At 52.8% G+C, this 17,031-nt stretch carries 14 protein-coding genes, 2 tRNA genes and 1 pseudogene; 1 reads left to right on the top strand and 16 read right to left on the bottom strand.

What is annotated here, in order from left to right:
* Positions 1 to 90 precede the first annotated feature (90 nt).
* The 11 genes from ACQUTD_RS02485 to ACQUTD_RS02535 all read right to left on the bottom strand — a co-directional run bounded on the left by ACQUTD_RS02485 (position 91) and on the right by ACQUTD_RS02535 (position 12,445).
* Positions 91 to 1,998 (bottom strand): DEAD/DEAH family ATP-dependent RNA helicase, encoded by a 1,908-nt coding sequence (locus ACQUTD_RS02485; protein WP_072570130.1) that lies wholly within the window; start codon positions 1,996 to 1,998, stop codon positions 91 to 93.
* The gene (yrbN, locus tag ACQUTD_RS02490) at positions 1,991 to 2,068 is read right to left on the bottom strand and encodes a protein YrbN (protein WP_099458804.1); all 78 of its coding nucleotides are present in this window, start codon (positions 2,066 to 2,068) and stop codon (positions 1,991 to 1,993) included. Before yrbN ends, ACQUTD_RS02485 begins: the two co-directional genes overlap by 8 nt.
* A 110-nt stretch (positions 2,069 to 2,178) precedes the next feature.
* Entirely contained in the window at positions 2,179 to 3,063 is an 885-nt protein-coding gene (nlpI, locus tag ACQUTD_RS02495; RefSeq protein ID WP_072569598.1) for a lipoprotein NlpI, read from the bottom strand.
* A 112-nt stretch (positions 3,064 to 3,175) separates the two neighbouring features.
* Entirely contained in the window at positions 3,176 to 5,311 is a 2,136-nt protein-coding gene (gene pnp, locus ACQUTD_RS02500; RefSeq protein ID WP_072569597.1) for a polyribonucleotide nucleotidyltransferase, read from the bottom strand.
* Between the two features lie 244 nt (positions 5,312 to 5,555).
* Complete coding sequence (gene rpsO, locus ACQUTD_RS02505) at positions 5,556 to 5,825, bottom strand: 30S ribosomal protein S15 (protein WP_004385056.1); 270 nt, start codon at positions 5,823 to 5,825, stop codon at positions 5,556 to 5,558.
* A gap of 151 nt (positions 5,826 to 5,976) precedes the next feature.
* Positions 5,977 to 6,921, bottom strand: coding sequence for a tRNA pseudouridine(55) synthase TruB (gene truB / locus ACQUTD_RS02510; RefSeq protein ID WP_072569596.1), 945 nt, complete (start codon positions 6,919 to 6,921; stop codon positions 5,977 to 5,979).
* The gene (rbfA, locus tag ACQUTD_RS02515; protein ID WP_072569595.1) at positions 6,921 to 7,322 is read right to left on the bottom strand and encodes a 30S ribosome-binding factor RbfA; all 402 of its coding nucleotides are present in this window, start codon (positions 7,320 to 7,322) and stop codon (positions 6,921 to 6,923) included. The genes truB and rbfA overlap by 1 nt, the downstream gene beginning before the upstream one ends.
* Before the next feature lie 130 nt (positions 7,323 to 7,452).
* Entirely contained in the window at positions 7,453 to 10,164 is a 2,712-nt protein-coding gene (gene infB, locus ACQUTD_RS02520) for a translation initiation factor IF-2 (RefSeq protein WP_072569594.1), read from the bottom strand.
* Between the two features lie 24 nt (positions 10,165 to 10,188).
* Positions 10,189 to 11,676 carry a transcription termination factor NusA gene (nusA, locus tag ACQUTD_RS02525; RefSeq protein ID WP_072569593.1) on the bottom strand — a complete coding sequence of 496 codons (1,488 nt, stop codon included), beginning with the start codon at positions 11,674 to 11,676 and terminating at the stop codon, positions 10,189 to 10,191.
* Positions 11,677 to 11,704: 28 nt separating this feature from the next.
* On the bottom strand, positions 11,705 to 12,157 hold the full coding sequence (gene rimP, locus ACQUTD_RS02530; RefSeq protein WP_158684874.1) for a ribosome maturation factor RimP: 453 nt from the start codon (positions 12,155 to 12,157) through the stop codon (positions 11,705 to 11,707).
* 211 nt (positions 12,158 to 12,368) lie between these two features.
* Positions 12,369 to 12,445 (bottom strand) — tRNA-Met (locus ACQUTD_RS02535).
* A 465-nt stretch (positions 12,446 to 12,910) separates the two neighbouring features.
* On the opposite strand from ACQUTD_RS02535, the gene argG reads away from it, so the two are divergent.
* Complete coding sequence (gene argG / locus ACQUTD_RS02540) at positions 12,911 to 14,257, top strand: argininosuccinate synthase (RefSeq protein ID WP_072569591.1); 1,347 nt, start codon at positions 12,911 to 12,913, stop codon at positions 14,255 to 14,257.
* Between the two features lie 115 nt (positions 14,258 to 14,372).
* On the opposite strand, the gene ACQUTD_RS02545 is transcribed toward argG, so the two are convergent.
* The 5 genes and pseudogenes from ACQUTD_RS02545 to ACQUTD_RS02565 all read right to left on the bottom strand — a co-directional run.
* A tRNA-Leu gene (locus ACQUTD_RS02545) sits at positions 14,373 to 14,459 on the bottom strand.
* 13 nt (positions 14,460 to 14,472) lie between these two features.
* Positions 14,473 to 14,805 carry a preprotein translocase subunit SecG gene (secG, locus tag ACQUTD_RS02550; RefSeq protein WP_072569590.1) on the bottom strand — a complete coding sequence of 111 codons (333 nt, stop codon included), beginning with the start codon at positions 14,803 to 14,805 and terminating at the stop codon, positions 14,473 to 14,475.
* 262 nt (positions 14,806 to 15,067) lie between these two features.
* Entirely contained in the window at positions 15,068 to 15,586 is a 519-nt protein-coding gene (locus ACQUTD_RS02555; RefSeq protein WP_473274450.1) for a type VI secretion system tube protein TssD, read from the bottom strand.
* A 276-nt stretch (positions 15,587 to 15,862) separates the two neighbouring features.
* Complete coding sequence (locus ACQUTD_RS02560) at positions 15,863 to 16,789, bottom strand: DUF4123 domain-containing protein (protein WP_473274449.1); 927 nt, start codon at positions 16,787 to 16,789, stop codon at positions 15,863 to 15,865.
* A 61-nt stretch (positions 16,790 to 16,850) separates the two neighbouring features.
* Positions 16,851 to 17,031, bottom strand: a pseudogene (locus tag ACQUTD_RS02565) (hypothetical protein); the annotation flags it as partial.

The following is a 17,031-nucleotide window of genomic DNA, read 5'->3' on the forward strand; positions in this document are numbered from 1 at the left end:
ACATGAGTACAAAGCAGATAAAAAAAGCCCCGATTGTTAAGATCGGGGCTGGAACTTTTACTTTACAGTAAAGCGTAATGCGTTACGCGATTATGCATCACCGAAGCGACGACGACCGGATGCGGCACCGTCTTCGCGACGCGGACCACGGCTGCCTTCACGACGTTCGCCGCTGAAACGGCCAGCGCCTGGCGCTGCGCCTTCACGACGTGGGCCCCGGCCACCTTCGCGACGCTCACCGCCACCGAAGCGACGTTCGCCGGCAGGACGATCGCCACCGCGACGTTCGTGCGGCTGTGCATCACCCAGCAGTTGCATATTCATCGGCTTGTTCAGGATACGCGTACGGGTAAAGTGTTGCAGAACTTCGCCCGGCATACCTTTCGGCAGTTCGATGGTGGAGTGGGTACCGAACAGCTTGATGTTACCGATGTAACGGCTGCTGATGTCGCCTTCGTTAGCGATCGCGCCAACGATGTGACGAACTTCAACACCATCATCACGGCCCACTTCAATGCGATACAGTTCCATTTCGCCTGCGTCACGACGTTCACGACGCGGACGATCTTCACCGCCACGCTCAGGACGCGGACCACGATCATTACGGTCGCCACGGCGTTCGAAACGCTCGTCACGCTCACGGAATTCACGCTTCGGACGCATAGGCGCATCTGGCGGCAGGATCAGCGGACGCTCGCCCTGTGCCATTTTCAGCAGTGCGGCAGCCAGGGTTTCGATGTCCAGCTCTTCGTCAGCGGAAGGCTGGATTTTCGCCAGCAGACCACGGTAGAGATCCAGATCGCTGCTTTCCAGCTGCTGCTGAACTTTAGCGGCGAATTTTTCCAGACGGCGTTTGCCCAGCAGTTCTGCGTTCGGCAGTTCAACTTCCGGAATGGTCAGCTTCATGGTGCGTTCGATGTTACGCAGCAGACGACGCTCGCGGTTCTCAACGAACAGCAGTGCGCGACCTGCACGACCTGCACGACCGGTACGGCCGATACGGTGCACGTAAGACTCGGAGTCCATCGGGATGTCGTAGTTAACAACCAGGCTGATACGCTCAACGTCCAGGCCACGGGCCGCAACGTCGGTCGCAATCAGGATGTCCAGACGACCATCTTTCAGACGCTCCAGGGTCTGCTCACGCAGCGCCTGGTTCATGTCACCGTTCAGCGCGGCGCTGTTATAACCGCTGCGCTCCAGCGCTTCAGCCACTTCCAGGGTCGCATTTTTGGTACGCACGAAGATGATCGCCGCGTCAAAGTCTTCTGCTTCCAGGAAACGCACCAGCGCTTCGTTTTTACGCATACCGTATACAGACCAGTAGCTCTGGCTGATGTCCGGGCGAGTGGTTACGCTGGACTGAATGCGCACTTCCTGCGGCTCTTTCATAAAGCGGCGGGTAATGCGACGGATCGCTTCCGGCATGGTGGCGGAGAACAGCGCGGTCTGATGTTCAGCCGGGATCTCAGCCATGATGGTTTCAACGTCTTCGATGAAGCCCATACGCAGCATTTCATCCGCTTCGTCCAGTACCAGACCTTTCAGGTTGGACAGGTTCAGCGTGCCGCGTTTTAAGTGATCAAGCAGGCGACCCGGGGTACCCACAACAATTTGTGGGCCCTGACGCAGGGCGCGCAGCTGCACGTCATAACGCTGGCCGCCGTAAAGGGCAACCACGTTTACGCCGTGCATATGTTTAGAGAAGTCCGTCATGGCTTCAGCAACCTGAACCGCCAGTTCGCGGGTCGGGGCCAGCACCAGAATCTGTGGCGCTTTCAGCTCAGGATCGAGGTTGTGCAGCAGCGGTAAAGAGAACGCTGCGGTTTTGCCGCTACCGGTCTGGGCCATACCCAGAACATCGCGGCCACCCAGCAGATGTGGGATACACTCTGCCTGGATTGGAGATGGCTTTTCGTAACCCAGATCGTTCAGGGCCTGAAGGATGGAGGCATTCAGCCCAAGATCAGAAAAAGTGGTTTCGATGGTATCAGTCATGTAGTACATGTGCCTCATTGATGGCGGCCAGTCTACGTAACTCATCGTGAAATTGATCTGCAATTTTCATTGAAAAGTGTGAACCGGCTCAAATTTAGTTGATTAACGAACAAAAACGCCCTCACCCGTCAGGATGATGACTTTAGTAAAAAAGTTGGTGGGCTGATCGTTGTTCGTCAGCTATTGCTGGTCCGATTCTGCCAGGTCATCTTGCTCCTGGCCCAAGAGCGATAATTCCAACAATGCATAACGATGCTCAACGTAGTTGTGTACGTTGTTAGCGACCGCTAACTTGAACAGTGCCGTAGCGCTGTCCTTTTCCCCCAGACTTAGGTAGAACTTACCTAAATAGAAGTTGGTTTCACTGAGATGCTCAGCGAGCGAGGTGTTATCCGTTGCGTCCGCCTTCAGGCGATCCATTAACGTTGCTTCGTTAATGTCACCGAGGTAGAACTCGACAATGTTCCATCCCCATTGCTCTCTATCCGATTTCTCGAAGCGCTGTCTTAGTGCTTCTTTGGCCTGCTTTTCGTCAAGCTTACGCTCGGCGATGTAAAGCCACAGGCTACGGAAAGGATCATTGGGATCGTCTTGATAAAACGCCAGCAGATCATCTTGCGCTAACTTGTCACGACCGCCGTAATACAGAGCGATACCGCGATTCAAGTGCGCGTAGTTGTAAGTTGGATCAAGCTCAAGTACAGAATCAAACGCTTCATAAGCGGCGTCAAAATTGCCCGCTTGCGTTAAGTAAATGCCTAAGTAATTGAATACTTCAGGCATATCGGGTCGGATGGCCAGTGCTTGTGAAAAATCATTTCGCGCCAGTGCCCTCAGACCGAGACTATCATACAACACTCCGCGCTCATATAAAAGCTGTGCGCGTTCATCATCGGTTAAAGCCCGACTGGCAAGAATTTGTTCCATGCGCGCCAGAATCACTTCTTGCTGCAAAGTCGGTTGCAATGGCACCGCCAGGACTTCGCTCTTACGCCAGGCAGAGTTGCTGCATCCTGCCAGCGTTAAAGCTGTCGCAACGAAACACCAGCGCAAAAAAGGCTTCATTTCCCACTCCCGAAGACAACAATTAGATGGACATCCTGTCCCCCGGCTGCAAACACAGCATCCTGCCCGGAATGAAAACTCTCCGTCAACGACGGAGAGCTAAACAGCAACCTTACTCGCCTTGTTCTGCTGCCGGCGCTTGTGCCGCTTCAGCAGGCTGAGATTGTTCAGTCGCTTCTTTGATGCTCAGACGGACGCGGCCCTGGCGATCGACTTCCAGAACTTTAACCGGGACTTCCTGACCCATCTGCAGATAGTCGGTCACTTTCTCTACACGCTTGTCAGCGATCTGAGAAATGTGCACCAGACCTTCTTTACCGCCGCCGATGGCAACGAACGCGCCAAAGTCAACGATACGGGTCACTTTACCATTGTAGACGCGACCCACTTCGATTTCTGCGGTGATCTCTTCGATACGACGGATAGCGTATTTCGCTTTCTCGCCGTCGGTCGCTGCGATTTTCACGGTGCCGTCATCTTCGATTTCGATGGTGGTGCCGGTTTCTTCGGTCAGCGCACGGATCACAGAGCCACCTTTACCGATGACGTCTTTGATCTTGTCCGGATTGATCTTGATGGTGTGAATACGCGGCGCGAACTGCGAAATATCGCCACGCGGCGCGTTGATTGCCTGTTCCATCACGCCCAGGATGTGCAGACGCGCACCTTTAGCCTGGTTCAGCGCAACCTGCATGATCTCTTTGGTGATACCTTCAATTTTGATATCCATCTGCAGCGCAGAGATACCGTCGCGGGAACCCGCTACTTTGAAGTCCATATCGCCCAGGTGATCTTCATCGCCGAGGATGTCAGACAGCACAACGAAGTTGTCGCCTTCTTTCACCAGACCCATTGCGATACCCGCAACGGCGGCTTTGATCGGCACACCCGCATCCATCAGCGCCAGAGAAGCACCGCATACGGACGCCATGGAAGAAGAACCGTTGGATTCGGTGATTTCAGAAACCACACGTACGGTGTACGGGAATTTTTCAGCGTCAGGCATTACTGCCAGCACGCCACGCTTCGCCAGACGACCGTGACCGATTTCACGACGCTTCGGTGAACCTACCATGCCCGTCTCGCCAACGGAGTACGGAGGGAAGTTATAGTGGAACAGGAAGCTGTCAGTGCGCTCGCCCATCAGTTCGTCGATGTTCTGCGCGTCACGGGTGGTGCCCAGGGTCGCAGTAACCAGCGCCTGAGTTTCGCCACGGGTGAAGAGTGCGGAACCGTGGGTACGCGGCAGCACGCCGGTACGCACGTCCAGACCACGGATCATGTCTTTTTCACGGCCATCAATACGCGGCTCGCCTGCCAGTACGCGGCTACGAACAACGTTTTTCTCGATAGCGTGCAGGATGTCGCCCAGTTCGTTGGCGTCCAGGGTTTCATCTTCAGCCAGCAGCGCAGCCACAGTTTCAGCTTTGATAGCATCAACCTGTGTGTAACGCTCCTGTTTGTCGGTGATGCGGTAAGCATCGCTCAGACGGGATTCAGCCAGCGCAGCAACACGTGCATTCAGGGCTTCGTTAGCAGCTTCTGGCTGCCAGTCCCAACGCGGTTTACCGGCTTCTTTCACCAGGTCGTTGATGTTCTGGATCACGATCTGCTGCTGTTCGTGGCCAAATACCACGGCGCCCAGCATCTGGTCTTCGCTCAGCAGTTCAGCTTCGGATTCAACCATCAGCACTGCGCCTTCGGTACCGGCAACCACCAGATCCAGTTTGCTTGCTTTCAGCTCTTCCTGGGTCGGGTTCAGCACGTACTGGTCATTGATGTAACCTACACGCGCCGCGCCGATTGGGCCGTTGAACGGGATACCGGACAGGGACAGCGCAGCGGATGCGCCGATCATTGCCACGATGTCCGGGTTAACCTGCGGGTTAACGGAAACTACGGTGGCGATAACCTGTACTTCGTTAACGAAGCCTTCCGGGAACAGCGGACGAACCGGGCGGTCAATCAGACGCGCGATCAGCGTTTCGCCTTCGCTTGGACGGCCTTCACGACGGAAGAAGCCACCCGGGATTTTACCAGCAGCGTAAGTACGCTCCTGATAGTTAACCGTCAGCGGGAAGAAGTCCTGGCCCGGTTTCGCTTTTTTCTGACCCACAACGGTAACGAATACCGCAGTGTCGTCCATGCTTACCATAACAGCTGCAGTTGCCTGACGCGCCATCATGCCGGTCTCCAGCGTTACGGTATGTTGACCGTACTGGAATTTACGAATGATCGGATTAAGCAAAATTTTATCCTTTCTTAATGAATGACAGCACACCATTGGGTGTGCTGACGTTAATACCCGATCTTCTGTGCATCCTCGCGACTAATGACAACCCTAACCCAAACCGGGTAAAGCCTCTCATTAGCCGCGCGAACCTCTGCAACGAAGATCATTCATAGCAACAATACAATAGTTTAGGTCGAATTGCTGCCGTCTGGTTGAAAAAAGGGGCCGTTAAGGCCCCTTTCTGTGAAACTCGCCAGACTTAGCGACGCAGACCCAGACGCTCGATCAGCGCGGTGTAGCGTGCAACATCTTTACGTTTCAGGTAGTCGAGCAGTTTACGACGCTGAGAAACCATGCGCAGCAGACCACGACGGCTGTGGTGATCTTTTTTGTGCTCTGCAAAGTGACCCTGCAGGTGGTTGATCTGAGCAGTCAGCAGGGCAACCTGAACTTCGGTAGAACCGCTGTCGTTCTCGCCACGACCAAACTCGGAAACGATTTTTGCTTTAGCTTCAACGCTTAGAGACATTTTAAACTCCAAAATTAAAAGAATGAAAGGGTGCCGATCTCTAATTCAGCAACCCCAGGTTTAACGCCGGAAGATGTTAAACATCTAACCTGACGTTAAGCGGCAATATTCTACTCGCAGTACCCTGTTATCGCAAGGTAACTGCAATGGATTACGCCGGGTACTCAACCACCAGGCGGCGTGGCGCCACGCGACCCTGATCGTCGATTTCTGCCATGCCGATAAATACCGACTCTGGCCCTTCCGTCACGCGCACCAGGCCTTCTGTCGGTGCTTGTGCCGCACGAACGGGCTGGCCGTTCCTGAAATAGGCGGCGCTGACGGCAGGAATATTCACTACCGGGAAGTCCGCTGCCGGACTGTCCATTGGCATCAGCAGAGGATCAAGCAACTGAGCGGCAGGAATATCCTGCTCACCGGCCTGCTCAACCAGCGACTGCAATTGCTCAAGCGTCACCATGCGATCAACCGGGTACTTGCTCACCGCCAGACGGCGCAGGAAAATCACATGTGCGCCGCAGCCGAGCTTTTCACCGAGATCGTCCACAATGGTGCGGATATAGGTGCCTTTCGAGCAGTGTACTTCCAGCTCCAGCTCATCCCCTTCGTGGCGGATAAACAGCAGCTCGTAAACGGTAATCGGACGAGCCTCACGCGGCACATCAATACCCTGGCGCGCGTACTCGTAAAGCTTCTTCCCCTGATACTTCAGAGCCGAATACATGGACGGGATTTGCTGAATATCACCGCGGAAGGTTTCCAGGGCGGCAGCAAGCTGCTCTGCGCTGAAGGTGATCGGGCGTTCTTCAACAATCTGTCCATCGGCATCGGAGGTATCCGTGCGCTGACCCAGACGAGCAATCACGCGGTAACGCTTATCCGAATCCAGCAGATACTGGGAAAACTTTGTCGCCTCTCCCAGGCAAATCGGCAGCATGCCGGTCGCCAGCGGATCCAGCGCGCCAGTATGCCCGGCGCGATTCGCGTTATAGAGACGTTTTACTTTTTGCAGCACGTCGTTGCTGGACATCCCTTGCGGCTTATCCAGCAACAGTACGCCGTGCACATCGCGACCGCGACGACGAGGACGACTCATCAGTCCTCCTTGGTGTCGTCCGGGTTCACACGACGTTCATCGTCATGACGCACCACGTTGGTCACCAGGTTAGACATACGCATACCTTCCACCAACGAGTTGTCGTAGAAGAAGGTCAGTTCCGGCACGATACGCAGACGCATGGCTTTACCCAGCAGCGAACGGATAAACCCGGAGGCGTCCTGCAATGCTTTGATGCCGCCTTTAATGGCTTCTTCGTCTTTGTCGTTCAGAAAGGTCACAAACACTTTCGCATAGGCCAGGTCGCGGGACATTTCCACACCGGAAACGGTGGTCATCATGCCCAGACGTGGATCTTTAATTTCGCGTTGCAGGATAAGCGCGATCTCTTTTTGCATCTCCTGCGCGACACGCTGAGGGCGGCCAAATTCTTTCGCCATAATAAGTCCTCCAGATAAAGACAAAAAAGGGGCTAAAAGCCCCTTTTGAAATAGTTGCCAGGTGGTGCTCTCAGGCCTGAAGGCGCTACGCTTATCAGACCTGCAACCCAGCCACCGGGCATTACGAAGATTAAGCGATGGTACGCTTGATCTCGATGATTTCGAACACTTCGATCATATCGCCAACGCGAACGTCGTTGTAGTTCTTCACGCCGATACCACATTCCATGCCGTTACGAACTTCGTTAACGTCATCTTTGAAGCGGCGCAGGGACTCCAGCTCGCCTTCGTAGATAACCACGTTGTCACGCAGAACGCGGATCGGGTTGTGACGTTTGATGGTGCCTTCGGTAACCATACAGCCCGCGATCGCACCGAATTTCGGTGATTTGAACACGTCACGCACTTCAGCCAGACCGATGATCTGCTGTTTCAGTTCCGGAGACAGCATGCCGCTCATCGCTGCTTTCACTTCGTCGATCAGGTGGTAGATGACGGAGTAGTAACGCAGATCCAGGCTTTCCGCTTCGATCACTTTACGCGCAGAGGCGTCAGCACGAACGTTGAAGCCAACCAGAATAGCATTGGATGCCGCAGCCAGGGTCGCGTCGGTTTCGGTGATACCACCTACGCCGGAACCAATGATCCTTACTTTTACTTCGTCGGTAGACAGTTTCAGTAAGGAATCGGAAATCGCTTCTACAGAACCCTGTACGTCAGCTTTCAGAACAACGTTCACTTCGTGAACTTCGCCTTCAGTCATGTTAGCGAACATGTTCTCAAGTTTGGATTTCTGCTGACGCGCCAGTTTGACTTCACGGAATTTGCCCTGACGATACAGTGCAACTTCACGCGCTTTCTTCTCGTCACGTACAACGGTCACTTCATCACCGGCTGCCGGCACACCGGACAGACCCAGGATTTCAACCGGAATAGACGGACCGGCTTCCATAACTTCCTGACCCAGTTCGTTACGCATTGCACGAACACGGCCATATTCGAAGCCACAAAGCACGATGTCGCCTTTGTTCAGCGTACCTTCACGTACCAGAACCGTTGCTACCGGACCACGACCTTTATCCAGGAAGGATTCGATAACCGCGCCGCTCGCCATACCTTTGCGAACCGCTTTCAGTTCCAGAACTTCAGCCTGCAGCAGGATAGCGTTCAGCAGGTCATCAATACCGGTACCGGCTTTCGCGGATACAGGGATGAACTGAGACTCGCCGCCCCACTCTTCCGGCATAACGCCGTACTGGGACAGTTCGTTTTTAACGCGATCCAGGTCAGCTTCCGGCTTATCAATTTTGTTCACCGCAACCACGACCGGCACCTGCGCCGCTTTCGCGTGCTGGATTGCTTCGATAGTCTGCGGCATCACGCCATCGTCCGCTGCCACAACCAGCACAACGATATCCGTTGCCTGCGCGCCACGAGCACGCATAGAGGTAAAGGCGGCGTGGCCCGGGGTATCCAGGAAGGTGATCATACCGTTGTCAGTTTCAACGTGGTACGCACCGATGTGCTGAGTAATGCCGCCCGCTTCGCCAGAGGCCACTTTCGTTGAACGAATGTAGTCCAGCAGCGAGGTTTTACCGTGGTCAACGTGACCCATGATGGTCACAACAGGTGCGCGAGCTTCTGCCGCAGCGCCAGTGTCACGGTCGCTCATTACCGCTTCTTCCAGCTCGTTTTCACGACGCAGGATAACTTTGTGGCCCATTTCTTCCGCAACCAGCTGCGCAGTTTCCTGATCGATAACCTGGTTGATGGTGGCCATTGCGCCCAGTTTCATCATCGCTTTGATGACCTGAGAGCCTTTCACTGCCATTTTGTTAGCCAGTTCGCCCACGGTGATGGTTTCACCGATGATAACGTCACGGTTAACCGCCTGAGCCGGTTTCTGGAAGCCCTGCTGTAAAGAAGAACCTTTACGCTTGCCGCCTTTACCGCCACGAACAGCAGCGCGCGCTTCTTCGCGATCGGCTTTCGATTCGGAATGCTTGTTGCCTTTTTTCGGGCGCGGTGCTTTAGCAGTACGCGTACGGCTGCGGCCACCTTCTACTTCGCGGTCGCTGTCGTCTTCTGCCTGACGCGCATGTTGAGAAGTGGTTACATGATAGTCACTGGACTCTTCAACCGGTTCAGCAGCCACATTAACACCATTTTTCTCGTTTTCTTCGGCCATACGACGCGCATCTTCTGCCACGCGGCGTGCTTCTTCTTCCAGTTTACGACGTGCCTCTTCTTCAGCTTTGCGCTTGAGTTCCTGCGCTTCGGCTTCACGACGGGCTTTTTCAGCCTGGGCAGTCCTGGTCATTTCGTCAGATTGTTGATTGCTCACTTTGCTCGTTTCCGCAGCTTCGCGTTTCACCGGGTTAGCGGATTCGCGTTTCGCTTTTTCTTCGGCTTCACGTTTCGCTTTCTCTTGTGCGTCACGCTTGGCTTTTTCCTCGGCTTCACGCTTAGCAGCTTCCTGCGCTTCACGACTGGCCTTCTCTTCCGCTTCGCGCTTCGCCTCTTCTTCCGCGGCGAGACGTTCAGCCTCTTGCGGATCGCGTTTTACAAAGGTGCGTTTTTTGCGGACTTCGATCTGCACCGATTTGCTTTTACCGCCGGTGCCAGGGATGTTCAGTGTGCTGCGCGTTTTGCGCTGCAACGTCAGCTTGTCAGGCGCTGAACCATGTTCACGGTTCAGGTGCGCTAACAATGTCTGTTTTTCTTGTGCTGTCACTGAGTCGTCAGATGACTTCGGGATCCCTGCATCAGCAAATTGCTGTACCAGGCGGTCCACGGAGGTCTGAATCTCAGCGGCCAGCGCTTTTACGGTTACATCTGTCATGCTGTTCCTTCCTGCTACAGTTTATTACGCTTCGTCACCGAACCAGCAAATATTACGTGCGGCCATAATCAGCTCGCCCGCTTTCTCGTCGGTCAGACCTTCAATATCACTCAGGTCATCGATGCCCTGGTCGGCGAGGTCTTCCAGCGTACAAACACCACGAGCAGCCAGTTTAAACGCCATTTCGCGATCCAACCCTTCAAGGCTCAGCAGGTCATCAGCCGGTTTATTATTACCGAGGCTTTCTTCCTGTGCCAGCGCCAGGGTGGTCAGTGCGTTCTTAGCGCGATCGCGCAAGGCTTCGACGGTCGCTTCATCAAGACCGTCAATTTCCAGCAGCTCTTTCATTGGCACATAGGCCAGTTCTTCCAGCGTCGAGAAACCTTCTTCTACCAGTACAGTGGCAAAATCTTCGTCAATGTCGAGATACTTAGTAAAGGTGTCGATCGCTGCATGCGCTTCCGCCTGATGCTTAGACTGGAGATCGTCAACGGTCATGACGTTGAGTTCCCAGCCGCTCAGTTGAGAAGCAAGACGCACGTTTTGGCCGTTACGGCCAATCGCCTGCGCCAGGTTACCCGCTTCTACCGCGATATCCATGGTGTGCTTATCTTCGTCCACTACGATAGAGGCGACATCCGCCGGTGCCATCGCGTTGATAACGAACTGCGCCGGATTGTCATCCCACAGCACGATATCGATACGCTCGCCGCCCAGTTCGGTAGACACCGCCTGGACACGGGCGCCGCGCATACCTACGCAGGCACCTACCGGATCGATACGCTTGTCGTTGGTTTTCACGGCGATTTTCGCACGAGAACCTGGATCGCGAGCAGCGGCTTTGATTTCAATAACTTCTTCGCCAATTTCTGGCACTTCAATGCGGAACAGTTCAATCAGCATTTCCGGTTTGGAACGCGTCACGAACAGCTGCGCACCACGCGCTTCCGGACGCACGGCGTAAAGCACGCCACGAATACGGTCGCCTGGACGGAAGTTTTCACGCGGCAGCATATCTTCACGCAGGATCACAGCTTCAGCATTGCTGCCCAGATCCAGAGAGATGTTGTCGCGGTTCACTTTTTTCACCACGCCGGTGATGATCTCACCTTCGTGCTCACGGAACTGATCCACAACCATCGCGCGTTCAGCTTCACGTACTTTCTGTACGATAACCTGTTTCGCTGTTTGTGTAGTAATGCGGTCAAAGGTGACAGATTCAATCTGATCTTCAACGTAATCACCCACATTCAGGCTTTCATCTTCGTAACGTGCAGCTTCCAGCGTGATTTCACGGGTCGGCTGCGTCACTTCTTCAACGATAACCCAGCGACGGAAGGTGTCGAAGTCGCCGCTTTTGCGATCGATTTCTACGCGAACGTCGATCTCTTGCTCGTATTTTTTCTTGGTTGCTGTCGCCAGAGCACTTTCCAGCGCTTCAAAAATTTTCTCACGCGGCAACGATTTTTCGTTGGAAACTGCTTCAACAACAGCCAAAATTTCTTTGTTCATTGGGGGCCTTTCACCTCAATCCAGACTGTTAAAAGTGGGGGACCAGGTTCGCTTTCTGGATATTGCTTAAAGCGAACACTTCATCTTTACCGTCGACCGTAACGGTGATCATTTCACCGTCAACACCCTTAATTACACCCTGCCACTTGCGACGGTTTTGTACCGCCATACGCAGTACCAGCGTTGCTTCTTCGCCGATATAACGCGCGTAGTGCTCGGCGGTGAATAAAGGACGATCGAGACCCGGTGAGGAGACTTCCAGGTTGTAAGCGACGGTAATAGGATCTTCAACGTCCATTACTGCGCTCACCTGGTGGCTGACATCAGCACAATCATCAACATTGATGCCATTATCACTATCAATATAGATGCGCAGCGTAGATGTGCGACCGCGTACAAATTCGATGCCGACCAGTTCATAGCCCAGAGCCTCAACCGGTGCAGTGATCATCTCTGTTAATTTTTGCTCTAATGTGGACAAACCCACCCCCAAGACATAAAAAAAGGGCGCTAAGCCCAGTTATTCTGTAGTCAGATAACAAAAAACCCCGATAAATCGGGGCTTTAGATAACTGAACCCTATAGCCGCAACTGCGGCCTGGAGAACCTTCCAGAAGTATTTTTTTCAAATCCAAAAAGAGGAAGGCTCAAACGTCTTCACAGTATATTTGAAAAAGAACACTAAGGGAAAGTGGTTGCGGGGGCCGGATTTGAACCGACGACCTTCGGGTTATGAGCCCGACGAGCTACCAGGCTGCTCCACCCCGCGCCTGAAACGTGGCAAATACTACGCCGATCATGCATTAAATGCAAGTTAAGACAGGTGTAAACACCGGGAACTACTGATAAGACGAGCATTATAATCAATTGATTTTGTTCATTGCAAGGAAAAATACGCGCGCGTGCCGGAAACCGCAGAATGAACGCCAGGCAGAGGGGTTTACCTGCCGCCACGCACAGATTTGCATAGCGTGGAATACGCAATGATGCGGGTATTGACGCGAAAGACACATCGTTAAACGCCCGCCTGGCGGCTACGCCAGCGATTTTTTTAACTATTCTGTCACTCTTCGCTTTCGATCGTCGCCAAAAGATGTTTAAATGAAAACTCACTAATTTTGCATAAAAATGCATTAATGATGAGAAGCTAAGCGGTATCATCTTCCGGTGACAACACATCATGGCGTGGCTGTTAAGTCTCTCACCATCAGTATATTAAGCAGGGATTTATTTTATGACGACGATTCTCAAGCATCTTCCGGTTGGACAACGTATTGGTATTGCATTCTCCGGTGGTCTCGACACCAGCGCGGCCCTGCTGTGGATGCGCCAGAAAGGTGCCGTTCCTTACGCCTATACAGCAAATCTGGGTCAACCGGACGAGGATGACTATGACGCGATTCCACGCCGTGCAAAAGAGTATGGTGCCGAGAATGCCCGCCTGATCGACTGCCGTAAGCAGCTGGTCGCCGAAGGCATTGCCGCTATCCAGTGTGGCGCGTTTCATAACACCACCGGTGGGTTGACCTACTTCAACACCACGCCGCTGGGCCGTGCTGTGACCGGAACCATGCTGGTCGCCGCCATGAAAGAAGACGGTGTGAACATCTGGGGCGACGGCAGCACCTATAAAGGCAACGATATCGAACGTTTCTACCGCTACGGTCTGCTGACTAACGCTGAGCTGAAAATCTATAAACCGTGGCTGGATACCGACTTTATTGATGAGCTGGGCGGCCGTCAGGAAATGTCCGAATTCATGATCGCCTGCGGATTCGATTACAAAATGTCCGTGGAAAAAGCCTACTCCACCGACTCCAATATGCTGGGCGCAACGCACGAAGCGAAGGATCTCGAATTCCTGAACTCCAGCGTGAAAATCGTTAACCCGATCATGGGCGTCAAATTCTGGGATGAGAACGTTAAGATCCCGGCGGAAGAAGTCACCATCCGTTTTGAACAGGGCCACCCTGTTGCGCTCAACGGCCAGACCTTCAGCGATGATGTGGAACTGATGCTGGAAGCGAACCGTATCGGCGGCCGTCACGGTCTGGGGATGAGCGATCAGATTGAAAACCGTATCATTGAAGCGAAAAGCCGTGGCATTTACGAAGCCCCGGGCATGGCCTTGCTGCACATTGCCTATGAGCGTTTGCTGACCGGTATTCATAACGAAGATACCATTGAGCAGTATCACGCCCATGGCCGTCAGCTGGGTCGTCTGCTGTATCAGGGCCGCTGGTTTGACTCTCAGGCGCTGATGCTGCGTGACGCGCTGCAACGCTGGGTGGCAAGCGCTATTACCGGCGAAGTGACGCTTGAACTGCGTCGCGGCAATGACTACTCGATCCTGAATACTGTGTCTGACAACCTGACCTATAAAGCAGAACGTCTGACCATGGAAAAAGGGGATTCCGTATTCTCACCTGACGATCGTATCGGGCAGTTGACCATGCGTAATCTGGATATCGCCGATACCCGCGAGAAGCTGTTTGGTTATGCGCAGTCTGGCCTGCTTACCGCCTCCGCCAGCACGGGCCTGCCGCAGATGGACAGCCTGGAACACAGCGAGAAGAAATAACCTTTTCAGTGAGAAAAAAGGGCGCGATAAGCGCCCTTTTTTTGTTTGTCGGTGTCTGCCAGGTAAATTACAGACGAAAAAAAAGACATCTTTCGATGTCTTTCTTTCGGAATATTGGTACTGAGGATGGGACTCGAACCCACAAGCCCGTTAGGGCACTACCACCTCAAGGTAGCGTGTCTACCAATTCCACCACCTCAGCACTGATACTGCTATTACTGCGGGATATCGCTGGTCGGCTTAGCCGGAGCAGCTGGCTGAGTTTGCTCAGATTTCGCTGGCGCGCTCAGATTTTCCCACTCGCTTCCTTTACTGGTTTTGTTGCTGTTAATGTTACCCAACACCAGGCTGATGATGAAGAACAGGGTACCCAGTACAGCTGTCATGCGGGTCATGAAGTTACCAGAACCACTTGAACCGAACAGCGTAGCAGATGAGCCTGCGCCAAAGGAGGCTCCCATATCAGCGCCTTTACCTTGTTGCAGCATAATCAGACCGACAAGGCCAATCGCCACAATAAGGAAAACTACCAAAAGAGCTTCGTACATAATCAACCTGTTCCTTGCGGGGCTGCCGCGTAACATTAGCTTCTGACCATAAAAGCGGGACGTTATTTCGTTTCCCACTGAAGCGGGTGTGAATACTAACCAAAGCGCATGACCTGCGCAAGGGCAATTTCAACGCATTGTATCAAGTGCGGAAAAAAACAGCAAAAAGCCTGGGGTGGTCTAATTCAGCTTCAACAATTGTCGTAGTTTTAGTCGCTTAATCAAAAAGAGCGCGCGCCCGGCACGCGCCCTTTTATAACTTTTATGCTTCAATCGGCGCACGCCAGTCATCGGCCCCGGACGTACCTGCAACGGTATGTTCCCAGGTGATCTTACGGTAGGCCAGTGAAACCTTCACTAACTGCGTGAATTCAGATTTCTGAATGTCCTGACAATGCGGCATCTGGCAATCAATATCCACAATGGTCGCATCGTCAAGAATGGTTGAGAAGAAGTGCTCTTGCTTACCTTCAACAGAGGTGCGATACCACTTCATTTCAACCCGTGGCAGCATTTCTCCAGAAGCCAGCGCGTTGTACAGTAACGGAACGGCTTTGTTCAGCGCCACGGTAAATCTGAATGGCTTATGGACGCGCTGCCCTGACGGCTGACCAGATTGCGGATCCGTTGGCACGGTGACGATGTGTTCAAACTCCTGAACGAGCATCTGATCTTCATGCCCCTGAACATAAATGTTACCGACGGAATCAGAAGTGAAGGCGCCGGAAGTAATATTGCCCTGGGTTTTTCCCTGGATGGAGATATAACATGGAGTTGGCATTTCAGTTTCCTTTGAATAATGACCGTTTAACGCACGAGAAAATAGTTCCTTTTTTCTCTCGCTATAAAATGAAAGGATGACGTCCTGTCAGGCACAGCTTCATTGCTAAAAAATTAACATGGGAGAATAGAAATAAATTTCTCTCCCCCCGGCAATATGTAAGAAATTATGTGGAAAAATTTTTCTCGCCTGAAAAAAATTTCCTTTTGCGAAAAAAAATCACAGATACAATTTATTCATCAATATTTAATCCCTAAAATATTCATCTAATAAATATTAAGAGGCTATTGCACTTGCTGAAGGTTCGGCGAGCGCATGGCATTCCAGACCTTTTTCATTTAGCTTGTACTGCCAGACGCGTTGTTCAGTCATGAGTGGATTTGGATCCGGGCTTATCCATTGTTGCACTGGACCAAAAAAATCGGCCAGCCGGACAGGCGCCAGGTTGTTAATCCAGTGGTTAAACACCCGTGGATCATAAAAACGAAACCGATTTTTCATTTCGCCATCTTCCTTTACATACATTAGTCCCTGCAGATGGGAGATGAGCTCATCAGGATCTGTAATGTCTGCCACCAACCATAAAGCATTGATGCCGTAGTCAGGGCGCGAGAGTATATACTGAACCAATCGCGGCTTTGTCCAGGCCGCCACCAGCCAGGGTCCACGGCCTTCAAGTGCCTGATCCGCAGGCCTGAACAAGGAATAATGGGCGACTTCAAGCGCGTCAGCCATTCCTTGTATTGAGGCATCCAGCGCATTATCCACGATGACCCAAAGAGGAAGACCGGCCTCGCAAAGACGATAGACAATACTTTCAGTGCTGTCTTTATTAACCGCCTCACGGCGAGTAAATGGCTTAAGATTGAGCGCAGCCAGCTTTTCAAGTAAACCCAGCTTTTCCTGCGTTGGCGCTGTATGATTCAAAATATCTTTAACTTCATCCTGCAGCCAGAAGTCACTCCCTCCCATTAGCGCTATTGTCAGCCATCGTGAAAAGCTGTTTTGTTCTAATGCACCATAGCGCCGTGCATGGTTTATCTGTTCTTCAACCCAACGCAACCCGTCCTGTCCTGTTGGGAGAGGCGGTAAATGCTCTTCCCGGGCAACATACCTGAGTGCATTGCAAATCACAGCCGTTTCCATACCTTTCGTCAGAACGACTTTATCGTCGTCGCGTAAATACCAGAATTTCATTTCCATATATTTATTCCTTATTGATAAATGTTGGGAGACAGTGTTTCTCGCAGCCTCCCACGGACTATTACTGACCGTACATCCGGATATCCTCGTCACCGCCGGGGCGCATTTTCAGGCTTTCCAGCACCCACAGGGCCAGTTCTTCACCGCTCACTTTGTCACGCAGTTCCGGTGGTAAATCGCGGGTGTCAAAGCGGCCCGACACTTTGATTAAGGGCTTCATGCGGTTGCCCGCTTCGCTCTCA

This window comes from Enterobacter sp. K510, from assembly GCF_055804875.1.

Bases quoted from the DNA above. Each gene is read 5' to 3' on its own strand.
- ACQUTD_RS02485 (WP_072570130.1), bottom strand. From the start codon at position 1,998: ATGACTGATACCATCGAAACCACTTTTTCTGATCTTGGGCTGAATGCC.
- yrbN (WP_099458804.1), bottom strand. From the start codon at position 2,068: ATGAAAATTGCAGATCAATTTCACGATGAGTTACGTAGACTGGCCGCC.
- nlpI (WP_072569598.1), bottom strand. From the start codon at position 3,063: ATGAAGCCTTTTTTGCGCTGGTGTTTCGTTGCGACAGCTTTAACGCTG.
- rpsO (WP_004385056.1), bottom strand. From the start codon at position 5,825: ATGTCTCTAAGCGTTGAAGCTAAAGCAAAAATCGTTTCCGAGTTTGGT.
- truB (WP_072569596.1), bottom strand. From the start codon at position 6,921: ATGAGTCGTCCTCGTCGTCGCGGTCGCGATGTGCACGGCGTACTGTTG.
- rbfA (WP_072569595.1), bottom strand. From the start codon at position 7,322: ATGGCGAAAGAATTTGGCCGCCCTCAGCGTGTCGCGCAGGAGATGCAA.
- infB (WP_072569594.1), bottom strand. From the start codon at position 10,164: ATGACAGATGTAACCGTAAAAGCGCTGGCCGCTGAGATTCAGACCTCC.
- nusA (WP_072569593.1), bottom strand. From the start codon at position 11,676: ATGAACAAAGAAATTTTGGCTGTTGTTGAAGCAGTTTCCAACGAAAAA.
- argG (WP_072569591.1), top strand. From the start codon at position 12,911: ATGACGACGATTCTCAAGCATCTTCCGGTTGGACAACGTATTGGTATT.
- secG (WP_072569590.1), bottom strand. From the start codon at position 14,805: ATGTACGAAGCTCTTTTGGTAGTTTTCCTTATTGTGGCGATTGGCCTT.
- ACQUTD_RS02555 (WP_473274450.1), bottom strand. From the start codon at position 15,586: ATGCCAACTCCATGTTATATCTCCATCCAGGGAAAAACCCAGGGCAAT.
- ACQUTD_RS02560 (WP_473274449.1), bottom strand. From the start codon at position 16,789: ATGGAAATGAAATTCTGGTATTTACGCGACGACGATAAAGTCGTTCTG.